The organism is Ruegeria lacuscaerulensis (assembly GCF_013034745.1).
Taxonomy (GTDB): domain Bacteria; phylum Pseudomonadota; class Alphaproteobacteria; order Rhodobacterales; family Rhodobacteraceae; genus Ruegeria; species Ruegeria lacuscaerulensis_B.
This window is the reverse complement of record NZ_WQGP01000001.1, coordinates 119,731-136,970: the sequence shown is the minus strand read 5'-3', so window position 1 is coordinate 136,970 and position 17,240 is coordinate 119,731. Positions and strand designations below refer to the sequence as shown.

24 protein-coding genes are annotated in these 17,240 nt (G+C 58.0%); 11 read left to right on the top strand and 13 right to left on the bottom strand.

All coding sequences use genetic code 11. From position 1 onward, the window contains the following. Positions 1 to 46: 46 nt before the first annotated feature. Positions 47 to 565, bottom strand: coding sequence for a YHS domain-containing (seleno)protein (locus GOV79_RS00670; protein WP_170783904.1), 519 nt, complete (start codon positions 563 to 565; stop codon positions 47 to 49). Between the two features lie 247 nt (positions 566 to 812). Here GOV79_RS00670 and yghU point away from each other — a divergent pair, with 247 nt between their 5' ends. Beyond that, positions 813 to 1,691 (top strand): glutathione-dependent disulfide-bond oxidoreductase, encoded by an 879-nt coding sequence (gene yghU, locus GOV79_RS00665; RefSeq protein WP_170788208.1) that lies wholly within the window; start codon positions 813 to 815, stop codon positions 1,689 to 1,691. A 37-nt stretch (positions 1,692 to 1,728) separates the two neighbouring features. Here yghU and GOV79_RS00660 read toward each other — a convergent pair whose 3' ends face one another. Both GOV79_RS00660 and GOV79_RS00655 read right to left on the bottom strand, forming a co-directional pair. Beyond that, on the bottom strand, positions 1,729 to 2,517 hold the full coding sequence (locus tag GOV79_RS00660; protein WP_170788207.1) for an SseB family protein: 789 nt from the start codon (positions 2,515 to 2,517) through the stop codon (positions 1,729 to 1,731). After that, entirely contained in the window at positions 2,510 to 3,097 is a 588-nt protein-coding gene (locus tag GOV79_RS00655; RefSeq protein WP_170788206.1) for a uracil-DNA glycosylase family protein, read from the bottom strand. Before GOV79_RS00655 ends, GOV79_RS00660 begins: the two co-directional genes overlap by 8 nt. A 223-nt stretch (positions 3,098 to 3,320) precedes the next feature. On the opposite strand from GOV79_RS00655, the gene GOV79_RS00650 reads away from it, so the two are divergent. The 4 genes from GOV79_RS00650 to GOV79_RS00635 are packed head-to-tail and all read left to right on the top strand — an operon-like array spanning position 3,321 to position 7,880. Next, positions 3,321 to 3,980, top strand: a complete 660-nt coding sequence (locus GOV79_RS00650) for an ABC transporter ATP-binding protein (protein ID WP_170769075.1) — start codon at positions 3,321 to 3,323, stop codon at positions 3,978 to 3,980. After that, a complete protein-coding gene (locus GOV79_RS00645; RefSeq protein ID WP_170788205.1) occupies positions 3,958 to 5,529 on the top strand; it encodes a KpsE/RkpR family capsule polysaccharide export protein in 1,572 nt (523 codons plus the stop codon). The genes GOV79_RS00650 and GOV79_RS00645 overlap by 23 nt, the downstream gene beginning before the upstream one ends. 5 nt (positions 5,530 to 5,534) lie before the next feature. After that, positions 5,535 to 6,368 (top strand): 3-deoxy-8-phosphooctulonate synthase, encoded by an 834-nt coding sequence (kdsA, locus tag GOV79_RS00640; protein ID WP_170788204.1) that lies wholly within the window; start codon positions 5,535 to 5,537, stop codon positions 6,366 to 6,368. A 15-nt stretch (positions 6,369 to 6,383) separates the two neighbouring features. After that, the gene (locus GOV79_RS00635) at positions 6,384 to 7,880 is read left to right on the top strand and encodes a phosphomannomutase/phosphoglucomutase (protein WP_170788203.1); all 1,497 of its coding nucleotides are present in this window, start codon (positions 6,384 to 6,386) and stop codon (positions 7,878 to 7,880) included. A gap of 30 nt (positions 7,881 to 7,910) precedes the next feature. Here the strand turns inward: GOV79_RS00635 and GOV79_RS00630 are convergent, their stop codons facing one another. After that, positions 7,911 to 9,869 carry an AsmA family protein gene (locus GOV79_RS00630; protein ID WP_170788202.1) on the bottom strand — a complete coding sequence of 653 codons (1,959 nt, stop codon included), beginning with the start codon at positions 9,867 to 9,869 and terminating at the stop codon, positions 7,911 to 7,913. 95 nt (positions 9,870 to 9,964) lie between these two features. Between GOV79_RS00630 and rimO the strand changes: the two genes are divergently transcribed. Continuing rightward, positions 9,965 to 11,353, top strand: a complete 1,389-nt coding sequence (gene rimO, locus GOV79_RS00625; RefSeq protein ID WP_170788201.1) for a 30S ribosomal protein S12 methylthiotransferase RimO — start codon at positions 9,965 to 9,967, stop codon at positions 11,351 to 11,353. A gap of 109 nt (positions 11,354 to 11,462) precedes the next feature. Beyond that, positions 11,463 to 11,867 (top strand): hypothetical protein, encoded by a 405-nt coding sequence (locus GOV79_RS00620; protein ID WP_170788200.1) that lies wholly within the window; start codon positions 11,463 to 11,465, stop codon positions 11,865 to 11,867. 9 nt (positions 11,868 to 11,876) lie between these two features. Here GOV79_RS00620 and GOV79_RS00615 read toward each other — a convergent pair whose 3' ends face one another. Both GOV79_RS00615 and GOV79_RS00610 read right to left on the bottom strand, forming a co-directional pair. Continuing rightward, positions 11,877 to 12,233: a diacylglycerol kinase gene (locus tag GOV79_RS00615; RefSeq protein ID WP_170769068.1), complete on the bottom strand. Its 357-nt coding sequence runs from the start codon at positions 12,231 to 12,233 to the stop codon at positions 11,877 to 11,879. A 126-nt stretch (positions 12,234 to 12,359) separates the two neighbouring features. Further along, on the bottom strand, positions 12,360 to 12,548 hold the full coding sequence (locus GOV79_RS00610) for a hypothetical protein (protein ID WP_170769067.1): 189 nt from the start codon (positions 12,546 to 12,548) through the stop codon (positions 12,360 to 12,362). 198 nt (positions 12,549 to 12,746) lie between these two features. On the opposite strand from GOV79_RS00610, the gene GOV79_RS00605 reads away from it, so the two are divergent. Further along, a complete protein-coding gene (locus GOV79_RS00605; protein ID WP_170769066.1) occupies positions 12,747 to 12,989 on the top strand; it encodes a CDGSH iron-sulfur domain-containing protein in 243 nt (80 codons plus the stop codon). Here GOV79_RS00605 and GOV79_RS00600 read toward each other — a convergent pair. The 5 genes from GOV79_RS00600 to GOV79_RS00585 all read right to left on the bottom strand — a co-directional run bounded on the left by GOV79_RS00600 (position 12,986) and on the right by GOV79_RS00585 (position 14,919). Further along, entirely contained in the window at positions 12,986 to 13,243 is a 258-nt protein-coding gene (locus tag GOV79_RS00600; protein WP_170788199.1) for a DUF6455 family protein, read from the bottom strand. The genes GOV79_RS00605 and GOV79_RS00600 overlap by 4 nt on opposite strands. 2 nt (positions 13,244 to 13,245) lie before the next feature. Then, positions 13,246 to 13,515 carry a DUF6455 family protein gene (locus GOV79_RS22290; RefSeq protein ID WP_269149751.1) on the bottom strand — a complete coding sequence of 90 codons (270 nt, stop codon included), beginning with the start codon at positions 13,513 to 13,515 and terminating at the stop codon, positions 13,246 to 13,248. After that, complete coding sequence (locus tag GOV79_RS00595; RefSeq protein WP_170769064.1) at positions 13,515 to 13,778, bottom strand: DUF6455 family protein; 264 nt, start codon at positions 13,776 to 13,778, stop codon at positions 13,515 to 13,517. Before GOV79_RS00595 ends, GOV79_RS22290 begins: the two co-directional genes overlap by 1 nt. A gap of 68 nt (positions 13,779 to 13,846) precedes the next feature. Then, positions 13,847 to 14,215 carry a YigZ family protein gene (locus tag GOV79_RS00590; protein ID WP_170769063.1) on the bottom strand — a complete coding sequence of 123 codons (369 nt, stop codon included), beginning with the start codon at positions 14,213 to 14,215 and terminating at the stop codon, positions 13,847 to 13,849. Beyond that, positions 14,212 to 14,919, bottom strand: coding sequence for a M48 family metallopeptidase (locus tag GOV79_RS00585; protein ID WP_170788198.1), 708 nt, complete (start codon positions 14,917 to 14,919; stop codon positions 14,212 to 14,214). The genes GOV79_RS00590 and GOV79_RS00585 overlap by 4 nt, the downstream gene beginning before the upstream one ends. Before the next feature lie 122 nt (positions 14,920 to 15,041). On the opposite strand from GOV79_RS00585, the gene GOV79_RS00580 reads away from it, so the two are divergent. Beyond that, on the top strand, positions 15,042 to 15,281 hold the full coding sequence (locus GOV79_RS00580) for a DUF8831 family protein (protein ID WP_170769820.1): 240 nt from the start codon (positions 15,042 to 15,044) through the stop codon (positions 15,279 to 15,281). Here the strand turns inward: GOV79_RS00580 and GOV79_RS00575 are convergent. Next, positions 15,278 to 15,553: a DUF167 domain-containing protein gene (locus GOV79_RS00575; protein WP_170788197.1), complete on the bottom strand. Its 276-nt coding sequence runs from the start codon at positions 15,551 to 15,553 to the stop codon at positions 15,278 to 15,280. The two genes, GOV79_RS00580 and GOV79_RS00575, sit on opposite strands and share 4 nt — an antisense overlap. Positions 15,554 to 15,689: 136 nt before the next feature. Between GOV79_RS00575 and GOV79_RS00570 the strand changes: the two genes are divergently transcribed. Together GOV79_RS00570 and GOV79_RS00565 are read left to right on the top strand one after the other, a co-directional pair. After that, a complete protein-coding gene (locus tag GOV79_RS00570) occupies positions 15,690 to 16,268 on the top strand; it encodes a nitroreductase family protein (RefSeq protein ID WP_170788196.1) in 579 nt (192 codons plus the stop codon). Next, the gene (locus GOV79_RS00565) at positions 16,265 to 16,954 is read left to right on the top strand and encodes an EI24 domain-containing protein (RefSeq protein ID WP_170788195.1); all 690 of its coding nucleotides are present in this window, start codon (positions 16,265 to 16,267) and stop codon (positions 16,952 to 16,954) included. The genes GOV79_RS00570 and GOV79_RS00565 overlap by 4 nt, the downstream gene beginning before the upstream one ends. A gap of 3 nt (positions 16,955 to 16,957) precedes the next feature. Here the strand turns inward: GOV79_RS00565 and GOV79_RS00560 are convergent, their stop codons facing one another. Continuing rightward, the gene (locus GOV79_RS00560) at positions 16,958 to 17,233 is read right to left on the bottom strand and encodes a DUF1467 family protein (protein ID WP_170769058.1); all 276 of its coding nucleotides are present in this window, start codon (positions 17,231 to 17,233) and stop codon (positions 16,958 to 16,960) included. Positions 17,234 to 17,240 lie beyond the last annotated feature (7 nt).

Genomic DNA, 17,240 nt, shown 5'->3' with positions numbered 1-17,240 from the left:
AAAAAGCCCGGCAAATAGACAGCCGGGCTTTTCTGTGAGTGGACCCTTAGTTCGAGATCGGGCCTTTCGAAGTGAATTTCGGAATGACTGCAGTCGATGCTTTCGCAGGCTCGATCCCCGGCCAGTTGCCTTCGGCCAGGTTGATGTTGCCCGGAATGTCTTCTTCAAAGAACCCAACAACTACATCGGTGATGTTCAGGTACAGCTTGTCATCAACGATGCGCCACAGGTTCGGGTTTGCCGGAACCTTACCGCCGCGCGAAACACCATAGGCACAGTGCCCGTCATATTCCGGTGCGTAATAGGCGGGGTTTTCCAGAAACTTGTCGCGGTTCTCTTCAGTCGAGAACGCCCATGTCGCACCGTTATATTCTGCGGTGATGTCGGAACGGCCACGCACACCTTCTGGCTGGGACTGACCAACCGGGGCCTGATCCAGGCTGCGGTAGGCTACAACATCGTAACCCGATACAGCGAATCCGGTACCGTCTACATACTGATCACCGGCAAAAGCGGGAACAGCGAAAGCCAGGGTCGCTGCAACGGTTAGGGCAAAACGTTTCATATAGGTCGTCCTTTTGTCCTCAGGTTTAAGGGGCACCCGTGTTCCGGGTCTGCTCAGACAATAGGTGATTCCAGCCGACAGAGCAGTCCTGCTCGCGGGCCTGTGACGTCGAATGAAGAAACGTGAGACTATTCCTGCCGAATGTTACAGAAAGAAGCAAACAACCGGGGTTGGACTCGGCGCTTTGCAATATTAGCTGTTGTGACGGACGGACAATTCACCCCAGATTTGCTGAGAAAGGCAAGAGATGAGCGAGCAATCGACCTATACCCCCCCGAAGGTCTGGACATGGGACAGTCAGAATGGCGGGCAGTTTGCCAATATCAACCGCCCCATCGCCGGTGCAACCCACGATAAGGATTTGCCTGTCGGACGCCATCCCCTGCAGCTGTATTCACTGGCCACGCCAAACGGCGTGAAGGTCACGGTACTGCTGGAAGAATTGCTAGCCCTGGGTCATGAAGAAGCCGAGTATAATGCGTGGCTGATCAATATCGGTGAAGGCGATCAGTTCGGGTCGGGCTTTGTCGAAGCCAACCCAAACTCGAAAATCCCTGCGCTGTGGGACCGATCCAGCGACAAGCCAGTGCGCGTCTTCGAAAGCGCCTCGATCCTGTTCCATCTGGCCGAAAAGTTTGACGCCTTCCTGCCCAAGTCAGGACCCGAGCGGACCGAGGTGATGAACTGGGTGTTCTGGCAGATGGGCAGCGCGCCCTATCTGGGCGGCGGATTTGGCCATTTTTACGCCTATGCGCCCGAGAAATTCGAATACCCGATCGACCGCTTTACAATGGAAACCAAGCGTCAGCTTGATGTTCTGGATAAGCAACTGGCGGAGAACACCTATATTGCTGGTGAAGACTATACCATCGCCGACATGGCCATCTGGCCCTGGTATGGGCAACTGGTTCTGGGTCGCCTTTATGATGCGGCCGAATTCCTGGACGTCGAATCCTATAAGAATGTCATGCGTTGGGCCAAAGCGATCGATGCACGCCCAGCCGTTCTGCGCGGACGCATGGTGAACCGCCCCTTTGGCGAAAAGCACTTGCAGCTTCATGAGCGCCACGAAGCCAGCGACTTTGAAACCCGTACGCAGGACAAGCTGGAAGCTGCTGCAGAATAAACCTGTCGGGCCTCGCCGGGATCTGGTGAGGCCCTATTTATCTGAGGATTGGTGGCTTTTCCGGGTCACTGCCCGGCGCGGTCCGCAGGAGCCTAGAGGTTTCCGGCTGCGGTAAATCGAACCGTAGCCCCACCTGCGCCAGAGCGGACGCGGCAGCGTCGTGGGCTGCAAAAAAACCCACATCCATTGCGCCCGCCTCGATCCCTGAAAAAGTCAGCGCTTCGGACGCGGCCTTGGCCAAGGCCGCTTCCGCCCCTTCAACCGCGCCGACAAAACCCAGAAGGTGGCCGGTCCCCCCCTCAGATGTCTTGGTGCCGACCAGATAGGCGGATTGCGCCAGACCAACGGCCGTTGCCAGTTTGGCATCCAAAGCCGTCAGTAGATCGTCGGGCAAACCGACTGGGGGCAGGAATTCCGACAAGTGCTGCTGCACCTCTTCCGGCGCGTGCTGCAAGGTGGTCGCCAACCAGCCCAGCGCCTCGGACGGGATCAGCATCGAGGACGGCGCGACCTCAAGATTCAGGCCCAATCCGATGCCCTGCCCGGCCAACATATTCGACAACACCCGCCCTGACAGGGCGACGTAGGGAACAGGGCGTTCAGCAAAGCGCGCCAAACGATCCTCGCGGTCGAACGCCAGAACAAAGCGGCCATCGACCACGTCAAACAACTCGGGCGAGATGTTTTCGCCCTTTGCCTCTTCGGTCAGAAGCAGGAACAGTTCGCTATCGGCCAGCCGCTCAAAGAACCGCAACCGGGCGGCATCGTCCTGCGGCGCGGCCTCCATCCCGGAATGGGCCGAGTCCAGAGCGGTCATGTCAGTCATTCAGAACCTCTTGCACCCGTGCGCGCAGGACCGGCAGAAGGTCGGCCTCGAACCACGGGTTTTTCTTCATCCATGCCGTATTCCGCCACGACGGATGAGGCAAGGAAAAGACGCGCGGCGCATGGTCCTGCCAGTTGCGTACCGTCTCGGTCACGGACCCGCGCGCCTTGAGGTGGTATTTATGCGCATGCCCCCCGACCAACACAGTCAGCGGCACATCACCCAGCGTCTGCATCACCTTGTCATGCCACGTCTGCCCGCAGATCGGTGGCGGCGGCAGATCGGCCTTGCGCGCGTCATAGCCCGGAAAGCAAAAGGCCATTGGCACGATCGAGACACGAGCGCGGTCATAAAAAACGTCTTCCCCGATCCCCAACCAGTCGCGCAGACGATCCCCCGAGGGGTCCGTAAACGGACGGCCCGAGGCATGAACCCGCGCGCCCGGCGCCTGCCCTGCGATCAGGATCGGGGTACCTTGCCGAAACCAGACGACCGGGCGTGGTTCATGCGCCGTTTCGGTTGCGGCAAACCTGTCGGCGCAGATTCTGCAGGCGGCGATGTCTTTTTCGAGGGAATTCATCAGATCGCAAGGTTTCCTGAAGCACAGTGGTTGACACTTGGCAACAAAGATAGTCACCGCAGTGGCGAGAACCAACAGATGGAAAAGTCACAATAACAACAGCCTGCGGCAGCGCGGATTGATCATCATGTGCAAAACTGGACATAATGCCGCCAACATGGCCGGACATGAGTCATGAGATCACGCCGTCCGGCTGCGGCAAGAATAAGCAGACAGGCCCAAAATGCTTGAGTTCGAGAATGTCAGTAAGTCCTTTTGGACCGGGACACGCCGCAAGGTAATCCTGGACCGGGTCTCGTTCCGGGTCGAACTTGGCACCTCAATCGGCATTCTCGCCCCGAACGGGACGGGCAAAACCACGTTGATCAACATGATGGCGGGGTTGGAAAAGCCGGACGAAGGCGTCATCCGCAAATCCTGCCGGGTGTCCTTTCCAATGGGGTTTACGGGTGGCGTGGCCAACAAACTGTCGGCACTGGAAAACGCGCGTTATATCGCCAAGATCTATGGTATGGACCCCGACTATGTCGAAGCCTATTGCAAGTGGCTATGTGGTCTGGGCGAGTATTTCGATCAACCGATGGCGACCTATTCCTCGGGGATGCGGGGGCGGTTTACTTTTGCGCTGATGCTGGCGCTGGACTTCGACATGTATCTGATTGACGAGGGCATGCCCGCCACGACGGATGTCGAATTTAACAGAAAAGCAGGGGATATCCTGCAAGAAAGGCTTCGGACGACGACATTGGTGATCGTGTCGCACAACCCGACCGTGTTAGAAAAATTTGCACAGCAGGCCGCTGTCCTTGTCGATGGGCAACTGCATGTGTTCGACTCCTTGGAAGAGGCAAAACAACTGTATGACTACCAAACCCAAGGCTAGAATATACAACTGGCGACGCAAACGTCAGGGTCCGGCAGATGCCGAGGCCCGCGCCGACGCGATCTCACGCATTCGCAAAGCGACGCAACCACCCGAGGCGGCCAATGATGCACAGACCTCTGAGCTGGAAAAGATCAAGGCTGAGGGGCTAACCGGTCGGCAGCTTCGCATTGCGCGAAAGCTGGCGCAGAAAAACGGGGTCGAGGCGGACTCGGATTATGATGCTGTGCGCTTGTTGCGCAAAAAGGGTATCGACCCATTCGAACGCAGCAGTCTGCTGGACCTTGCCGCCGAGAAAAAGCGTGTCGAAGATGAAACCAAAGACAAGGTGACGATCCAACTGCCTCAGCCCATTCTGCAATCGCCCGAAACTCTGCCCGGCCCCGAGATGAGCCCCGCGGAACGGCGCAACTATGAGATCGGGCAAATTCAGAAGGACATCGCGCGCCGCCGCAGGCGCAAACTGTTTGCTCTGTTTGCGCGTTTGGCAGTGTTTGTATTGCTGCCGACGCTTGTGGTCGGGACTTATTTCTATCGCTTTGCAACGCCGATGTATGCCAGCGATTCGGCCTTCTCCATACTTCAAGCGGATGGCGGCGGAGCCTCATTCGGAGGTTTCTTGGCGGGCACCCAATACGCAACCGCGCAGGACTCGGTTGCCACGCAGGAATTTCTGGAATCCAAGGACGCTCTGCTACGGCTTGAGCGCGATATGGGGTTTTCCGAGATATTCAAACAGGACTGGATTGATCCGATCCAGCGTCTGTCGCCCGACGCAAGTCTGGAAGAGACCCACAAGCTGTACATGCGGATGATCACCATCGGCTATGACCCCAGCGACGGCATCATCCGAATGGAGGTCGCCGCGCCCACACCTGATATCGCAGTCGCGATCTCGGACAGGTTGCTGTCCTATGCCGAAGACACCATCAACGGACTGTCCGAACTGAAACGCGAAGACCAGATGCGCGACGCCGTGGCCAGTTTCGAACTGGCGCAGGAGGCGCGCAACAAAGCGCAGGAAGCCCTGATCGAAGCGCAGCTGCAAGGCGCTCTGCTAGACCCAGAAAACGTGCTTGCCGGCCTACGCGGCCGAATAAACACGCTTGAGGCGCAATTGCAGGATAAAGAACTGCAACTGGCTTCGCTTTTAGACAATCTGCGGCCCAATCAGGCCAAAGTGGACGGTGTACGCGCCGAAATTGCGCGCTTCGAAGAAGTGCTGGAGGAGCTGAACGCCGAGATGTTGGATGTCTCGGCTGGCGAAAACTCGCTGGTGCGTCTGACCTTGCGAATCCAGACTGCGCAGGCTGATCTGGCTGCACGGGACATGATGCTGCAAGCAGCCATGCAGCAAATGGAAACCACCCGGACCGAGGCCAACCGCAAGGTACGGTATCTGACCGTCTCAGTGAACCCGGTTCCCAGCCAGGATCCGACCTATCCGAGGAAATTCGAAAATACGATTTTGGCATTCCTGTTGTTTGCTGGTATCTACCTGTTGATCTCGCTTACCGCGTCGGTCCTTCGTGAACAGGTATCCTCGTAAGACACATGAAACATGTAAAAATCTCCGATCTCACGGTCGGCAATGATCTGCCTCTGACAATCATTGCCGGTCCATGTCAGCTTGAAAGCGCCGATCATGCCCAGATGATCGCCGGCAAAATGAAAGAGGCCTGCGATGCGGCCGGAGCACAGTACGTTTTCAAGGCGTCATATGACAAAGCTAACCGTACTTCCTTGTCCGGTGTCCGTGGCCTGGGTATTGACGCTGGATTGAAAGTTCTGAGCGATATTCGCAACTCGATGGGTATTCCTGTTCTGACTGATGTTCATACTGAATCCCAATGTGCCCTAGCGGCCGAGGCCGTAGACGTATTGCAGATTCCCGCCTTTCTCTGCCGCCAGACGGATATGTTGCTGGCTGCTGGTGAAACCGGGAAAGCCGTTAACGTCAAGAAAGGTCAGTTTCTTGCGCCTTGGGAAATGGGCAACATCGTTGACAAGATCGAAAGCACGGGAAACACGAATATCCTCCTGACGGAACGCGGCACATCTTTTGGATACAACACACTGGTTGCTGATATGCGCGGCCTGCCGCAGATGGCGAAAACGGGCTACCCGGTCGTGATGGACGCAACGCATTCGGTACAGCAACCAGGTGGCAAAGGTGGGTCCTCTGGCGGTCAGCGGGAGTTTGCGCCGGTCATGGCGCGTGCGGCAGTGTCATTGGGTGTCGGAGCTGTGTTCATTGAAACCCATCAGGACCCTGACAATGCGCCATCTGACGGCCCCAATATGATCTATCTTGACCAGATGCCGCAACTTATTGACACTTTGATGCGCTTTGATGCGCTGGCCAAGGCAAACCCCATTCAGATTTAACGATTGAGATTTTCTATGACCAAACCAATCCCCGAGGTGACCCCGAACACCTGGAGCTTTCTGCGCGATGCCATGATCAAACCCACGGGTTTCCGTGAATATGACGCCAGGTGGAAATACCCCGAGGAAATCAACCTGCCCGGCATGACCGCGCTGGGTCTGGGGCTTGGGACGCAGATGCGCAGGCGCGGGATTGCACCGGTGATCGCGGTGGGAAACGACTACCGCGACTATTCGCTGGCCATCAAGAACGCACTGATCCTGGGGCTGATGCAGGCCGGCATTCAGGTCAAGGATATCGGCCCAGCGCTCAGCCCCATGGCCTATTTCGCGCAATTTCATCTGGACGTGCCGGCGGTTGCTATGGTCACTGCCAGCCACAATCCCAACGGCTGGACCGGGGTCAAGATGGGGTTTGAGCGTCCTCTGACCCATGGCCCCGATGAGATGTCCGAGTTGCGCGATATCGTCCTGAATGGCGAAGGACAACCCCATGAGGGTGGCTCGTATGAGTTCGTGGACGGCGTGAAAGAGGCTTATATCGACGATCTGGTCGGCGATTTCAAAATGTCTCGCCCGCTGAAAGTGGTCTGCGCCACCGGGAACGGCACCGCCTCGGCCTTTGCGCCCAAGATATTCGAACGAATGGGGGTCGAGGTTGTGCCCAGCCACACCCGGCTGGACTACACGTTCCCCAACTACAACCCGAACCCCGAAGCGATGGAGATGTTGCACGACATGTCCGACAGCGTGAAATCCAGCGGTGCCGACCTGGCGCTGGGGTTTGACGGCGACGGCGACCGGTGTGGTGTTGTCGATGATGAAGGTGAAGAGATTTTCGCCGACAAGGTCGGTGTGATCATGGCCCGCGATCTGGCCAAACTGTACCCGAACGCGACCTTTGTGGCTGATGTGAAATCAACCGGTCTGTTCGCAAGTGATCCGCAGTTGCAGGCCCGTGGGGTCAAGGCAGATTACTGGAAAACCGGACACAGCCACATGAAGCGCCGGGTCAAGGAAATCAATGCGCTGGCCGGGTTCGAGAAGTCGGGCCACTACTTTCTGGCTGAACCGATCGGGCGTGGCTATGACTGCGGCATGCGCGTGGCGGTTGAGATCTGCAAACTGATGGACCGCAACCCCGATCAGAGCATGTCTGATCTGCGCAAGGCCCTGCCCAAGACTTGGTCGACTCCCACCATGTCGCCCTATGCGGCAGATACCGAGAAATATGACATACTCGCCCGTCTGGTCGACAAGCTGGTGGCCAAATCCGAGGCGGGAGATTCCTTTGCCGGACGCGCGATCAAAGAGGTCGTCACCGTCAATGGCGCTCGGGTCATTCTGGACAATGGCAGCTGGGGTCTGGTGCGGGCATCCTCGAACACGCCCAATCTGGTCGTGGTCTGCGAAAGCAGCGAAAGCGAGGATGAAATGCGCGCGATATTTGCCGATATCGACGCTGTCATCCGTACAGAACCCGGCGTGGGCGACTACGATCAGACAATCTAGAGCCTTGGGGCGCGTCTTGCGCCCCGCCGCTCAATCCGCGCCCAGCAATTTCAGCAGCCCTTTCGTGGCCTCTTCCTGCAATTTGTTCTTCACCGCATTCTCGATGCTTTCGGAGTCTGTCACGGCAGTCCCAAGCTCGTCGCTGACCTTGTCCAGCACCTGTTGTTTGGCGTCGTCCTCAAGTTCTTTGATTTTGCCTTCGGCGGCCGCTTCGATCACTTTACTGAGGTCGGGTTTGATCGACGGATTACTCCACGGTCCAACAATGCGCACCGGCACCGACAGGCCCTGACCAGAATTTGCCCGCAACGCTGTGGGGGTGAACAGATAGTCGATATTGCGCTCGCCTAAGCCGACGCGACCGGCGCCATCGGCACGGAAATTATCCAGTGACATCAGCAGGTCATCATTACTGAGAACACCCTGATCAATGGTGAAACTAGCGGCAAGACTGTTGAACACAGTAGTGCCGCCTGACCCTTCGCCCCGCCCCATCAGGCGGTCCAGGTCGAACCCGTTGATCACCCCCTGCCCCACATCCACGCGACCCTTGCCGCTGAGTGAACGCATGATCTGATCCTCGCTTTGCCCAACGCCCAGAAACTCGAACGAACCGGTGCCCGTGCCGGACAATCGGTCAATATCGGCCAGCGTCATCAGGGCCTGTTGGATGTCGATCCCGTCTGCCTTCATGTTGCCACCGACAGACAGCCCGTTGCGGTTATTCGCGACGACCTGACCGGTCAACTGACCCGAGAACAAGGTGGCCGGGTTCATCTGCAACACCGCGCGTGACCGGTCCAGATTCAAGGTCAGATCGCTGGGACCAAGGGTCAGGTCGGGCACTGCTATCGAATTCGCCTTCAGCCGGATTTGCCCATTCGCCAAAGCCAGCGCCGAGGCGTCAATCGGTGTGGTCGACCAGCCATCGGATTGGCTTGGCGCAGCGCCGCCACCACCGCCCGAGCCTCCATTAGACTCGTTGAATCGGGACAGATCCAAATCGCCCGCGTCAAACCGCGCGGTGATCTGTGGTGGGTCCGAGATCACGATATCCGCCTCGCCGGTCAGGCGGTTGTCGTCCAGTTGCGCCACCAATTCACGCACCGACAGACGCCCGTCCTGCGTATAGGTCATACGACCGACCAGTTCCGCGCGGCGACCCAGACCCAAAGGCACGGCTGTACCGGGCTGTCCGAAAGCGGCCAGCAATGTCTCGGTATTTTGGGTTTTAAGGTGCAGGTCGCCGTCCATCTCTCCGGCAAGATTCACGCGACCGTCAAAGTCGACTTCACCCCCGGGCGCGCGCAGCAACAGATCCAACTGGGTGGCCGCGCCGGTTGCATAAGCGGGCAGATCTGGGATTTTCATATCCACCTCAACCGCGCCCCCTGGTACCGCCATTTTCGCCTCCAGCAACAACGGTGCTGTGACCTCGGGCCAGCTTGCCGACAGGTCGACTTGCGAGAAATCGAACGTCACCGCCCCGTTTTCCAGATAGAGCAGACGCGCATTTGTTAATTCCAGCCTATCCAGCGTTACGACACCCGGTTGCCCCTGCGGGGCGGCAGAGGTGCCAGATCCCGAGGACGCCGCCGCAGGCGCTGACGCGCCAAACTCCCAATTGCCGCGCCCGTCAGACAGTTCCAACCGCAGCGTCGGGTTTTCCGCAATCACCCGCCGGATACGCAAATCCCCTGACATCAACGCCGCCGCATCCACACCAACGGCCAGATGATCCGCGCTGAGCATCGGCTCGGACCCGGCCCAAGGGGCATTGCTGAACGTCACAGGCCCGGTCTCCATCCCTAGCACTGGCCAGAATGACAGTTTCACATCTCCTGTCAGGGTCAGATCCCGGCCCGTTTCGGCCTTGACCTGCTCGGCCAGGATACGCGCCAGCTTGTCGCCGGGCATCATCAGCAAAGCCCCGATAACCAGCCCGATCACGGCCACGATGAGAAAGAGAATGCGCACCAGCCACTTCATTTTACCGCTCTTTGCTTTTTGTTATGCGTTGAAATTATCATTCTAAGCCCAGCGGCCATTTGCAAGGGGAAGCGTTCCCCACTATATGCCGCGCCATGACCACGAACCCGCCGAACCTCCGCCCCGACCTGGCGCCTGCCGCCCGGATCACCGACACGCCCCGTCCGAACCAGCCCACCATTGGTATGGTGTCTTTGGGCTGCCCCAAGGCTTTGGTGGATAGTGAGCGTATTCTGACGCGCCTGCGGGCCGAAGGATACGGGATTTCGCCCGATTATTCAGGCGCAGATGCCGTGATCGTGAACACCTGCGGGTTTCTGGATAGCGCCAAGGCCGAGTCGCTGGACGCGATTGGTGAGGCACTAGTGGAAAACGGCATGGTCATTGTCACCGGCTGTCTGGGTGCCGAACCGGATTACATCCGCGAGCATCACCCCCGCATCATGGCCGTCACCGGGCCGCATCAATACGAACAAGTGCTGGACGCCGTACATCAAGCCGTTCCACCCGATCCCGACCCGTTTGTAGACCTGCTGCCCGCGGCTAGCGTGCAACTGACCCCGCGCCACTACAGCTATCTGAAAATATCCGAGGGCTGTAACCACAAGTGCAAGTTCTGCATCATCCCTGACATGCGCGGCAAACTGGCCAGCCGCCCCGCCCACGCCGTGCTGCGTGAGGCCGAAAAGCTGGTCGACAATGGCGTGCGTGAGCTGCTGGTGATTTCTCAGGACACCTCTGCCTATGGGCTGGATCGCAAATATGACGTGAACCCGTGGAAAGATCGCGAGGTTCGCAGCCACATCACCGATCTGGCGCGAGAGTTGGGGCAGTTCGATGCGTGGGTGCGCCTGCACTATGTCTATCCCTACCCGCATGTGCGCGAGTTGATTCCGCTGATGGCCGATGCGGGCTGCAACGTGCTGCCCTATCTGGATATTCCGTTCCAGCACGCCCACCCAGACGTTCTGAAACGCATGGCCCGCCCGGCGGCGGCTGCCAAAACGCTGGACGAGATCGCCGCATGGCGCGCGACCTGCCCCGATATCACCCTACGCTCGACCTTTATCGTTGGCTATCCCGGCGAGACCGAGTCCGAGTTCCAGACCCTGCTGGATTGGATGGACGAGGCTCAATTGGATCGTGTCGGCTGTTTTCAATACGAAAACGTGGCCGGGGCGCGCTCGAACGACCTGCCCGATCATGTCCCGTCCGAAGTCAAACAGGACCGCTGGGAACGGTTCATGGAAAAAGCGCAGGCGATATCCGAGGCGAAGCTGGCCGCAAAGGTCGGACAAAGGCTAGACGTGATCGTGGATGAGGTCGATGACGAGGCTGCCATCTGCCGCACCAAGGCCGACGCCCCCGAAATTGACGGCAACCTGTTCGTCGACGAAGGGTTCGAAGACCTCAAACCCGGCGACATCGTCTCGGTCGAGGTGGACGAGGCTGGGGAATATGACCTGTGGGGCACGTTGCGCTGAGGCAATGTAACTACCGATAGGGCAAGCGTGAGCCAAGTTTATTGGCGATCCCCCGCATCAGGCCCCAGATTTAGACAGAACCCAAACACGTCCAAAAAGGAGGGTTACCATGTCTAAATTGCGTCCTTTCGCAACGAAATGCGCCGTCGCGCTCCTGGCTGTACAACTATTTGCAGCGCCTGCTTTTGCAGAAGTGCGCTCGGGCAGCACGGCTCAGTTCACGCTGGTCGGAGGGAAATCCTTTGGCATCCACTATCGCGGCAAACATCGTGTCCACAAACACTTCGTTGCGCCCAAAGTGTATGAGAAAAAGGTCCACAAGCCGGTCGCAAAAGCCAAGGTGCATCATGCCAAGCCGGTCAAAAAGCACCACCGGTCGAAGTTCAAACACAGCAAGAAACGTTACCATCGGTACTATGTGCCGAAGAAACACGCGTTCCGGCACCAAAGATCTTATCGAGGAGTCCGGTATCACAGATCTCATCGCGGGTACGGGCGGTATCGAATCAAGTAATGACGACCGTCAGAGCATAGCTACAAGACCCGCCATCCATGCCACCGCAGCGGCAATGGCCGTCAGCGCAACCGCTGCGCTGGCGGCGTCTTTGGCTTGGCCGGCCAAAGTGTTGTGGTCTGTAGATGTGTGATCCACGGCCCGTTCTATCGCCGTGTTGAAAAGTTCGGCGACCAGAACCAAAATTCCCATGATGACAATCAACGCGCGCATACCGCCGCTGAGGGGTAGTCCAATTGCCAGCCCCACCGAGATCAGGTTGGCCCATCCCCATACGCGAAACGAGTACTCATCGCGCCACGTCGCGGCCAGCCCTTGCCAGCTCCAGACTGTGCGATGTTTTAGACGGATTAGAAAGTTTTTCATGTGTTCCCTGCACAGCGCTCTCGCAGACAAAAGCCCAAACCGGCAATTACAGGCAAGAAAAAACCGCCCAGTGGGCGGCATCTATCTGAAAGCAGGCGGCCCGCGCGCGAGCCGCCTGAAGGTTTGTTATTGCGCGACCGGGTTACAGACAGTCTGGCCTGCCTCAGTCGTGGCCAATGCGGTTCCGGCCGGACAGCTTGGCGTACCAAACTTGTCATATTCGGGTGTAATATAAACCGGAGCTGGTTCTTCCTGCTGAGAACAGGCTGCAACGACCAAAGCAAACGCACCAACGGCGGCAAATCTAAGTTTCATGTCCGTCATTCCTTCTAATAATTTTCTGATTTTGCCCAGAAATTCGGGGCCAGTCTCAAAATACGACTTCGCTGGCATTTTTGCAACAAATCTGATCACGTGAATGTGAAAACGGCAAATCCATGCTGCCATGGCAGAACGGAAATCGGACGCTAAACTGTCTGACCAGCAGACATCAGCAAACTCCGGAGAAGCCACGTGTCAGACGCACCGATCATTTCTCAGAAAGCCCCCTATCCCGTCGAAGTGACCGAGGGGAAAAACTATTTCTGGTGCGCCTGTGGTAAATCCTCGCGTCAGCCTTTTTGTGACGGTTCACATAAGGGAACGGGGATTGAGCCGGTCAAATACACCGCAGAGGCAGACAAGAAAGTGTTCTTTTGCGGATGCAAACACAGCGCCAACCCGCCGCTATGTGACGGCTCGCATTCCAAAATTTAGGGTTTCAGCGCATTCAAAGCCTGCGCGTTCACGCAAAACTCAGGCGCTTTGTCCGCCTTGGCCTGCTGTTCGGCCAACCATATCGCACATGTCTCGCTGCAATCGGCAGCGCGACATTTCGTGACCATTTCCGCGTAGCGTTCGGCGCTAAGACGCCCTTCGGTCATCGCCTCGGTCAGGGACAGATTCATGCAGCGCGCGACGGACCGCGTCAGCCAGAAGTGTTTTTCGACGTCCCCAAGAATATCTTTCATTCTCAACCCTCTCGAGTTTTCCCGGACCTAAGCGTGGCAAATCTGGCCCGGTTCGGGCAGGTTCGAGGTGCCTGGGTCGCGCCCTTGTTTTGATCCAACCAATCGGGGCAGCATCTGGCCCAAGCGCATCCCTGACAGGCCCGTACCATGCTGGCCCAGTCCTCCTGGCTCAAGCGGCCCTGCCGATGCGCTGAAACCACGTCCGCGCCTGTTGCCTGCCCCATGCGCAGGACAAGCCGTAGGTGCGTCATGACAGCCCCAAGCGTTTGCATCACCGCCCCTTACGTGGCTTGATCTGGGCGAACAGGCCTTTGTTGCGGCAATATTCCGGCGTGTCCTGCGATACCGCCACTTGCGCCAGCAGCGCTTCGCAATGTCCGGGATTGGCGCATCCTGTGCAGCGCAGAACCGCTTCGGATATCTCATCGATCGAGACATCACCCCGAAGCGCTGCGTCTTCCAGGTCGATGCCTACTCGCGTTGCCATCTGATCGACGAGGCCCGCGTGATGCTTCAGGGTCTCTCTGTTGGACATATGGCACCCTTTCCCTGATGCGTTTCGATCAGGTTAGCGGATGCGGCGGCGCAGGCCCTTGATACAGGTCAAGCCCCGGTGTCGATCTGATCCAGATAGGTTCGCGTTGCGTCCTGCACCCGCCGAAAGCGGTCCCCGCCCAGCTTTTTGCCCCCATACCAGCGGGTGACTATTACGACGTGGTTCTGCACGTCGGCCCGTTCCATCATCCGCAGGATCACCATCCCCGCGCCACTTTCCCCATCATCCGCCTTGAGCGCCCCAGTGGGCAGTACCGCCGCCCATGTATTATGTGTGGCCTTGGCATATGATTTATCCGCCTTAAGCGCATGCAGCACAGTGTCGACCTCGGTCCGCGATGACACGGGCGCACCGGATACTGCGTATTTCGAGCCCCGATCCGTCAGGATCACCCCCAGCTTTTTCACTGCGGTCATTGCGTCAACCCAAGCCCGCGGGCGGTCTGCTTCACCACCTCGACCCGTTTGGCGTTGGGGGGATGGGTGCTGAGGAAACTGTCTTCGGGATCCGGCAGGCGGTCGAAATATTTCGCACCGATCAAAGGGTTATACCCGGCGCGAAAGGTTATGATCGTTCCAAGCTCATCAGCTTCAAGTTCAAAGTCACGCACATAGACCTGCGTCCCCACCCGCGCGCCCAGTTTCTGCGCCTCTTCCACGGCCGCCCCTTCGGCACCGGCCAATCGCGCCAGATCGCCGAAAATCTCGGCACTTTCGCGTGCATTCACCGATTGGCGCGGAATATGACGCAGGATGTGATGGGAGGCTTCGTGCCCCATCACAAAGGCCAACTCATCCGCGTTCTGAGCGGATTCGATCATCGCGCGGGTAAAAATGATCACCGGCTGGTCGTTTTTATCCAGTGTTTGAAATGCGTTGGCAGGGGCTTTCGGGTCCAGATCGACCAATGTGGTAAAGTCGCAATTCTTGACATTGGCACGTCGCAAACATTCGACCCTGGCCTGTTCGCCGACCCTTTGGCTGATCTGCTGGAAAGTGGCGGCTTCGACCCTGAAATCCCCCTCGCCCTGTATCCAGTCCTCGGCAGGTTGAACCCGCAGCGCATTGGCGTCGCAGGCGGCCAGAAACACGGGAAATAACAGGTACATCAAACGGTGCATGGATCATCCTTTGAAACGGTCACGCCGTTTGGCTGACCATAGCGCAGACCCCTTGGGACTGCCACCGGTTGAATGCGATAGTACGGGTTGCCAAGCGGAACATCGCCCTGCACTCTGCCATCATGTTTTCGATTGAGCATGAATTCGACTCGACGGTCATTACGCTGGTGGACGAAGGCGAAAAGCCTTTGCAAGAGGATGTGGTGATCAACAATTTCGCAGAATGCGTGACGCTAGAGCAGTTTGATCCTAGAACCGATCAGGTCCAGAAAATCACGCTGTCGCCGGAACAGGTCCGCGATCTGGCCGCTGCGCTGGATTTGCCCGAGGGGGTGTACCAAATCCACGAAACACCGGATTAAGGATCGTAGACAAAGACCTTGTCCCGCGCCGTATGTCCGCGCTTCAGGGTCAGCGAAGACGTGGCCACCCCCATGGCCGCAGCGAGGATGCGGCGCACGGCCTCGTTCGCCTTGCCGTCTTCGGGCGCAGTGGTCACATGGATGCGCACTACGCTCCCATCCCGCGTGATCCGGTCCGAAGCTGCCTTAGGCGTCACCTTAACCGCAATCTCGGCCCCCGCGTCGGTCAGATCGCTCAGATCCGGCAGATTGCGCAGTTTAGGTTTAGCCATCTCATCCTCCGATCCCAAAACACTGTTGCACGGCTGGCCCCGGGATGGAATTGATCCACCAAGCCCAGCCCTTTGCACTTGAAACCCGCCAGAGGCTCAACCAGATACAGAAAGCCCATGTAAAGGAAGTTAACATATGTCCTTGAAGAATCCGGCCGCATTTGAGTTTCTGCTGTCCCGCCGGTCCCGCCCTGCGAAAACACTGATCGCTCCTGCCCCGACGCGGGATGAACTGACCCCATTGCTGACCGCCGCCGCCCGCAGTCCCGATCACGGCAAGCTGGAGCCGTGGCGATTCATAGTGCTGGAAAGCGGCGCGATGCCCCGTTTGTCAGCGCTGACGCAGGAATGCGGCGAACGGCTGGGTAAATCGCCTGAAGAGATCGCCAAAGCATGCAGCCAGTTCGACATGGGTCATCTGGCCGTAGCAGTGGTCGAGGTTCAAAAACCATCCGAAAAAGTCCCCGCGATTGAACAGACCTATTCCGCCGGTGCGGTGTGTCTGGCGTTGCTGAACGCAGCCTTAGTGGCGGGCTGGGGCGCGAACTGGCTGTCGGGTTGGCAGTCACATGATGCCGAGTTTTGCCGCACCGCCTTTGGACTGCAAGACAATGAACGGATCGCTGGTCTGATCCACATTGCCACCGAATCCGCAGCCCCGCCAGAACGTCCCCGCCCGGACGTGGCCGCACTGACCGAATGGGTTCCTGAATGATCATCCTCAACGCATTTTTTGCGGCAATCGGACAGATCGGAGATCCCAAATTCCGTTCGGTTCTGTTCCGGGGCGTGGGCCTGACAATCGTGTTGCTGATCGCAGCCTGCGCAGGCGCGATCTGGTTGATCAACTGGCTGTCCAGCGGCGAAATCACACTGCCCTTCGTCGGAGCCGTTCCGTGGCTAAACGACGTGTTGAATTATTCCGGTATTTTTGCGGTGGTGATTCTGCCGGTCTTCCTGATGATGCCGGTCGCCTCGGCCATCATCTCGCTGTTTCTGGAAGAGGTCGCGCAGGCGGTCGAGGACAAACACTATCCCACCCTGCCAAAGGTGCCCGGAGTTGCCATCAGTGACGGGTTGCGCGATGCGCTCAGCTTTATGGGGGTGTTGATCGTCGCCAACTTGCTGGCACTGATCCTCTATGTAATCTTCACGCCGCTGGCCCCGTTCATCTTTTGGGGCATGAACGGGTTTCTACTGGGTCGGGAATATTTCACTTTGGTCGCGATGCGGCGGATCGGGCGCGAAGGCGCGCGCAAGCTGCGTGGCAAACATATGGTCACGATCTGGCTGGCGGGCACTTTGATGGCCATTCCTCTGACCGTGCCGCTGGTGAACCTTGTCATCCCGATTGTCGGAGTGGCCACGTTTACCCATATCTACCACAGGCTGTCCGTCTGAGGCTCAACCGCGCGGCTCAAGCTGGTTCAACCAGTCGAAATCCCGCACCGAGATGACGCCAGAAATGATGATCCCCGCGATGATCGCCCAGAGCACCACCGTCAACCCGGTGGTGATCCACAGCTTTTTCTTCATATGATGCACTTCCGGCGCACCCGCATGAGTGCCCGGAACGATCTCGCCCAGATCGCCCTGTGTCTTGATGCGGATCGGCAATACGACCAGCAATGTCAGAAACCAGATAACGGCAAACAGAACCAATGCAGCAGTGATCGTCATGGCAGCC

What these genes read in the sequence shown, in the direction of transcription:
- GOV79_RS00670 (WP_170783904.1), bottom strand. Translation starts at nt 565, where the DNA reads ATGAAACGTTTTGCCCTAACCGTTGCAGCGACCCTGGCTTTCGCTGTT.
- yghU (WP_170788208.1), top strand. Translation starts at nt 813, where the DNA reads ATGAGCGAGCAATCGACCTATACCCCCCCGAAGGTCTGGACATGGGAC.
- GOV79_RS00660 (WP_170788207.1), bottom strand. Translation starts at nt 2,517, where the DNA reads ATGACTGACATGACCGCTCTGGACTCGGCCCATTCCGGGATGGAGGCC.
- GOV79_RS00655 (WP_170788206.1), bottom strand. Translation starts at nt 3,097, where the DNA reads ATGAATTCCCTCGAAAAAGACATCGCCGCCTGCAGAATCTGCGCCGAC.
- GOV79_RS00650 (WP_170769075.1), top strand. Translation starts at nt 3,321, where the DNA reads ATGCTTGAGTTCGAGAATGTCAGTAAGTCCTTTTGGACCGGGACACGC.
- GOV79_RS00645 (WP_170788205.1), top strand. Translation starts at nt 3,958, where the DNA reads ATGACTACCAAACCCAAGGCTAGAATATACAACTGGCGACGCAAACGT.
- kdsA (WP_170788204.1), top strand. Translation starts at nt 5,535, where the DNA reads ATGAAACATGTAAAAATCTCCGATCTCACGGTCGGCAATGATCTGCCT.
- GOV79_RS00635 (WP_170788203.1), top strand. Translation starts at nt 6,384, where the DNA reads ATGACCAAACCAATCCCCGAGGTGACCCCGAACACCTGGAGCTTTCTG.
- GOV79_RS00630 (WP_170788202.1), bottom strand. Translation starts at nt 9,869, where the DNA reads ATGAAGTGGCTGGTGCGCATTCTCTTTCTCATCGTGGCCGTGATCGGG.
- rimO (WP_170788201.1), top strand. Translation starts at nt 9,965, where the DNA reads ATGACCACGAACCCGCCGAACCTCCGCCCCGACCTGGCGCCTGCCGCC.
- GOV79_RS00620 (WP_170788200.1), top strand. Translation starts at nt 11,463, where the DNA reads ATGTCTAAATTGCGTCCTTTCGCAACGAAATGCGCCGTCGCGCTCCTG.
- GOV79_RS00615 (WP_170769068.1), bottom strand. Translation starts at nt 12,233, where the DNA reads ATGAAAAACTTTCTAATCCGTCTAAAACATCGCACAGTCTGGAGCTGG.
- GOV79_RS00610 (WP_170769067.1), bottom strand. Translation starts at nt 12,548, where the DNA reads ATGAAACTTAGATTTGCCGCCGTTGGTGCGTTTGCTTTGGTCGTTGCA.
- GOV79_RS00600 (WP_170788199.1), bottom strand. Translation starts at nt 13,243, where the DNA reads ATGAAAGATATTCTTGGGGACGTCGAAAAACACTTCTGGCTGACGCGG.
- GOV79_RS22290 (WP_269149751.1), bottom strand. Translation starts at nt 13,515, where the DNA reads ATGCAAACGCTTGGGGCTGTCATGACGCACCTACGGCTTGTCCTGCGC.
- GOV79_RS00595 (WP_170769064.1), bottom strand. Translation starts at nt 13,778, where the DNA reads ATGTCCAACAGAGAGACCCTGAAGCATCACGCGGGCCTCGTCGATCAG.
- GOV79_RS00590 (WP_170769063.1), bottom strand. Translation starts at nt 14,215, where the DNA reads ATGACCGCAGTGAAAAAGCTGGGGGTGATCCTGACGGATCGGGGCTCG.
- GOV79_RS00585 (WP_170788198.1), bottom strand. Translation starts at nt 14,919, where the DNA reads ATGCACCGTTTGATGTACCTGTTATTTCCCGTGTTTCTGGCCGCCTGC.
- GOV79_RS00580 (WP_170769820.1), top strand. Translation starts at nt 15,042, where the DNA reads ATGTTTTCGATTGAGCATGAATTCGACTCGACGGTCATTACGCTGGTG.
- GOV79_RS00575 (WP_170788197.1), bottom strand. Translation starts at nt 15,553, where the DNA reads ATGGCTAAACCTAAACTGCGCAATCTGCCGGATCTGAGCGATCTGACC.
- GOV79_RS00570 (WP_170788196.1), top strand. Translation starts at nt 15,690, where the DNA reads ATGTCCTTGAAGAATCCGGCCGCATTTGAGTTTCTGCTGTCCCGCCGG.
- GOV79_RS00565 (WP_170788195.1), top strand. Translation starts at nt 16,265, where the DNA reads ATGATCATCCTCAACGCATTTTTTGCGGCAATCGGACAGATCGGAGAT.
- GOV79_RS00560 (WP_170769058.1), bottom strand. Translation starts at nt 17,233, where the DNA reads ATGACGATCACTGCTGCATTGGTTCTGTTTGCCGTTATCTGGTTTCTG.